General features: G+C 59.0%; 4 protein-coding genes and 1 pseudogene. 3 read left to right on the plus strand and 2 right to left on the minus strand.

What is annotated here, in order from left to right; translation table 11 throughout:
- From Q1X90_RS03795 to Q1X90_RS03805, 3 genes are all read left to right on the plus strand, one after another.
- On the plus strand, positions 1–538 hold a 538-nt coding region (locus Q1X90_RS03795), incomplete at its 5' end, for a sugar transferase (protein ID WP_300766696.1).
- A 199-nt stretch (positions 539–737) separates the two neighbouring features.
- Positions 738–1,277 (plus strand): hypothetical protein, encoded by a 540-nt coding sequence (locus Q1X90_RS03800; protein WP_300766698.1) that lies wholly within the window; start codon positions 738–740, stop codon positions 1,275–1,277.
- A 130-nt stretch (positions 1,278–1,407) separates the two neighbouring features.
- Positions 1,408–1,971, plus strand: a complete 564-nt coding sequence (locus Q1X90_RS03805) for a low molecular weight phosphatase family protein (protein ID WP_300766702.1) — start codon at positions 1,408–1,410, stop codon at positions 1,969–1,971.
- 35 nt (positions 1,972–2,006) lie between these two features.
- Here Q1X90_RS03805 and Q1X90_RS03810 read toward each other — a convergent pair whose 3' ends face one another.
- Positions 2,007–3,539, minus strand: coding sequence for a polysaccharide biosynthesis tyrosine autokinase (locus Q1X90_RS03810; protein ID WP_300766704.1), 1,533 nt, complete (start codon positions 3,537–3,539; stop codon positions 2,007–2,009).
- A 102-nt stretch (positions 3,540–3,641) separates the two neighbouring features.
- Positions 3,642–3,845 (minus strand): annotated as a pseudogene (locus Q1X90_RS03815) (hypothetical protein); the annotation flags it as partial.

The following is a 3,845-nucleotide window of genomic DNA, read 5'->3' on the forward strand; positions in this document are numbered from 1 at the left end:
GCCCGTCATGGCCGCCGTCGCCCTGCTCGTCAAGGCCGAGGACGGCGGCCCGGTCATCTACCGGCAGCGGCGGATCGGCCTGTACGGCAGGCCCTTCACCCTCTACAAGTTCCGCTCCATGCGCGTCGACGCCGACAAGATGGTCCAGCAGCTGGCGGAGGAGAACGGCATCGAGGACCACCTCCTGTTCAAATTGCACGACGATCCGCGCGTCACGAGGATCGGGAGGCTCATCCGCAAGACGTCGCTGGACGAGTTCCCCCAGTTCCTCAACGTGCTCATGGGCAGCATGAGCCTGGTCGGCCCCCGGCCCCCGCTGCCATGCGAGGTGGCCCGATACAATTCCCTGTACTCCACGCGCCTGTTGGTCAAGCCCGGCATCACCGGCCTGTGGCAGGTGTCGGGGCGCAGCGACCTCAGCCAGGAGGAGTCCGAGCGGCTCGACGTGTCCTACGTCGAACGATGGTCGATCAACGGCGACATCGCCATCCTCCTCAAGACCGTCAGCGCCGTGGTCAAAGGCACCGGATCCTACTGAACAGCATCCCGTCAACCGGGGAGCATGTCGGCTGTATGGATGGCCGTTTCCACATCCAGTTACGACCGTATTACCAATGAATCTCGCACATCACTTTTCCAGATCCTCCCCATGAGCTATGCTTAATCTCGTATCAGCCATGGGGGACGATTCGTCGGACCAGTCCACGGGGAATGGCGATAACCGAGGAGAAGGTAAAATGACAAACGTGAAAAAATCATTGATAGCGCTTTTCAGTGCGATTGCGGCCGTGCTTGCTCTCGGTATGGGAGCGTCGTCGGCCTTCGCTGAGGATTATGGAGCCACGGTCACCGCCACGGGCAACACCGTCGCCTTCACGATTCCCAGTGGGACTTTCGATTCCGGCTCGGACATCATCCTGTCCTGGACAGACACGAACATCTCGACCATCCTTAAGGCCGGAAGCGTCGCCTATCAGGCGGACGACAACGGTGGGTTCTCCGGCAAGGTCGTATTCTCATCAGCTGTGACGGAAAGCACCACCATCGTGGCCACCGGCACGAAGGACGGTTCACAGGTCGAGTACACCATCAAGGTGCTTCCCACCGCGACCGGCGAAGGCACAGGAACCACCACTACCACGGACGACCAGTCGGGTACGACGGCCACAACCACAGCCAGCACCGGTGCGACGGTTCTTCCCATCGTTGGAGGCATCGTTCTTCTCGCCGTCGCGGCCATCGCGATCCTCCTGCTCCGCAAGAAGACCAGCCGCTGAGTCTTCAGCAGAGCAGAGTCGCCATACTCTCACAGTCATATTGACGAACGGCCCTCCCGGACAACGCGCCGGGAGGGCCGTTCCCACTTATGGGCGAGGCAATCTACTGACGTCATGAGAGTCTGGTGTCATGAGAATTCTCTTCATCTGCACGGGCAACATCTGCCGATCACCCATGGCCGAACTGTTCGCCAGAAAAATCATGGCGGACACACCGGATGTCATCGTCGACAGCGCGGGAATTCGGGGGTTGCCTGGGCATCCCATTGACTCGACAGCCGCGTCTCTCCTCAAACGTGACGGCATACACGTTGAGGACTTCCGATCAAAACGAGTCGACGGCACGATCGTTCACCAAGCGGATCTCATTCTCTGCTTCGCCCGCAACCACCGTTCCGAGATCGCCATCCAATATCCCACAGCCCTGAAAAAATCCTTCCTTCTCGACGAGTACACCGCATTGGCCGACTACCACCAGAGGAACACCATGATCGACGCACGGTCATCAACAGCGGACAACCTACACGACATCATGGAGAACGCGACCATGATCAAACCACTGATCCCCACCGCACAGGACATCAAAGACCCCCACGGACTCTCCCTTGAAACATTCACGCAAGTTTACGACCACATAAAAGCCGATCTCACGCAAATCGCCCGCATCTCCAAAGCCGCGCAGGCAGGCCGGTAGACACACGGACACTCCCCTGCACCCGAGGATTGCTCTTAGCTTTTATGGGATCCACGGGACATTGTGGACTTTCTGCCGCTTTTACCGCTTTTACCGCTTCTACCACCGGATGACGTCGAGGAATCATCGTCATAATAGTAGTTGCCGTAGTAACCATTGGATTTGCGGTTGTCCTTGGCATAGTTGAACACAAAACCAGTAATCGGAACATCCAGATTCGACAGCTGCGTCGACACATCCTTCAACTCACGCTTGCTGGTCATATCACGCCCGGACACCATAAGGACCCCCCGGCCGATGGAACCGAACAGGGCGGCCTCATCAGCCACAACCATCGGAGCCGTGTCAATGACGACATAATCGTACTGGAGAAGGGCCTGACGCAGCAGCGCAAACATCGTGGGAGAGTTCAACAGCACCGAGGCGTTCGGCGGCTTCGGCCCGGCGAGCATCACGTGGAAATTGGGCTTCCAGTAGCGTTCCACAACATCCTTCACGTCGGCCTGTCCGGAAAGGACATGGGTCAGGCCCGCCCCACCCTCAAGATCCAGCTTGGCCGCGACCGACGGATGGCGTAGATCGGCGTCGATGAGAAGAACACGTGAGCCCGTCTCCGCGAAGGCCGCGGCGATATTGACCGCGCAGGTCGTCTTCCCCTCATTCGGCCCCACCGCGCCGACCACAACCAGCCGGGAGTGCGTCCCCTCCACAGGAGCGGTGAAGGACAGATTCGTTCTGATGCGGCGAAACTCCTCGGCAAGCGACCCGCTGGGAGTCGAGATGACAATCGGAGTGGAGTCATTAAGCGCGTCGTTGCGTGGAACACGGCCGACAATCGGAGCCTCCACGATGTCCTGAAGATCACGCGCGTCCTCAATCCGAGGCGCCAAAAGATCTTTGAGCAAGGCGGCGACTATCCCGAAAACAATACCCAGAAGAATGCCCACCATCATGTACAAATTGACTTTGGGGGAACTCGGCGACTGCGGAACCGTCGCCTGCTGCACCACCGAAAGCTTCACGGGAGACTTCTCGTCCTGGCTGTACAGGCTGTTCTCCACCACGTCACTGAGAGACGTCGCCACGGCGTTCGCCACCGACGCCGCGCGACTGGCATCCCCATCCTGGACGGTGATATTGATGAATGCCGTGTCACTGGGGTTCGTCACGGAAATCGTGGACGCCAGCGCACTCACCGTCGTATTCAGCCCCAAATCCGAGATCACCGGCTGCAGAACCGATTCAGTCGTGGCCAAAGTCGGATACGATTTGATCTGGTTGGAAATGTACGTGCTCACACTAGTGATGCTCGAAATGTCGTCGGTCCCCGCGGCGGTGCTGCTGTATGTGACGAACACCTCGGCAGTGGCCGAATATTTCGTCGGGCTCAACATAGTGAACGCTCCCGCGCCCACGACCACCAAGGCGAACGTCACCAAAGCCGTGACCATGTGCTTGCGGATGACCTGAAGAAGATCGGACAGAGACACGGTCCCATCCCGGTCATCATCCTTCCCCTCCCGTAGCTGGAACTTCGACGTCGTCTCTTCCCGCTGCTCGGTCTCCACGCGACAATCCTCCTCCAATGGCACCACATTCGGCGCACCCGTCACCACACATGCTCAGCCCATACTAGCAACCATACTAGCAACGCCGTCCCACGAAAATGGTCAGTCCGTCCTTCCGGGGATCTGAGGCGTCTGGCGCAGGGTCAGAGGGGCCGCAATTCCCGGGGCCGATTGGACATGACAGACGATCGTCATGCTCTCCCCCGGTTTCAGTGTTATGGACCGTCCACCGACGGTCAGACCGTCATGAAGGCTGACGATGTCGAAGCCTTTGCCGTCGGACATGGTCCAGTTGACAAGACGCCC

This window comes from uncultured Bifidobacterium sp. (assembly GCF_949292005.1).
Classification (GTDB): domain Bacteria; phylum Actinomycetota; class Actinomycetes; order Actinomycetales; family Bifidobacteriaceae; genus Bifidobacterium.